General features: G+C 44.1%; 1 protein-coding gene. It reads right to left on the reverse strand.

Annotation, left to right across the window (positions count from 1 at the left end):
- Positions 1 to 558 (reverse strand): MobA/MobL family protein (locus H8Z79_RS17725; protein ID WP_187002978.1); only part of this gene is annotated, 558 nt, incomplete at both ends.

The following is a 558-nucleotide window of genomic DNA, read 5'->3' on the forward strand; positions in this document are numbered from 1 at the left end:
GTTTTCTGTTGCTCGATCTGTGAGAGCAGTTCTTCTGTATCTGGCAAAAGATTTAGCAGCCTGGATAATTCGCTGTTTAAGCTTTTTAAACTCTGGTTCTGCTCCTGAAAAGACAGGAGTTGCCTGTCCCGTTCCTGCAATTCCTGTACCATCGCTGCCATAAGATTCTGCTGTTCCTCGATCTGGTTTATCATTGTCTCCATCATGGGAATGACTTCCCGGCTTTCTTCTAATGTCATCCAATCGCTCCTTCCATTGTGTCAATGCACCGGATACCTTTCCGAAAGAAATCTGTATTTTATCCAGCAGTGCATTTTGTCTTTTTATGATCTGATTTTCTACCACTTTCCATGACGCTGATTGTGTCTGCCCATTTTGAAATTTCTCATCAATTTTTCTGGCATCCGCGCCCTCATGGATCGTCGGTATCTCTAATTTCCCCTGCCTTGCATAAGAACGGTGGTCAATGTGATTTTCCGTTTTCAAATGTGCATTACAGACGTTTGCCCATTCGCTCCGCCATAGCTCACAATTTTTCGGATTGTTCCACCCGGTAGC

Origin of the sequence: Blautia intestinalis (genome assembly GCF_014297355.1) — a bacterium.
In the GTDB taxonomy this organism is placed as follows: Bacteria; Bacillota; Clostridia; order Lachnospirales; family Lachnospiraceae; genus Blautia_A; species Blautia_A intestinalis.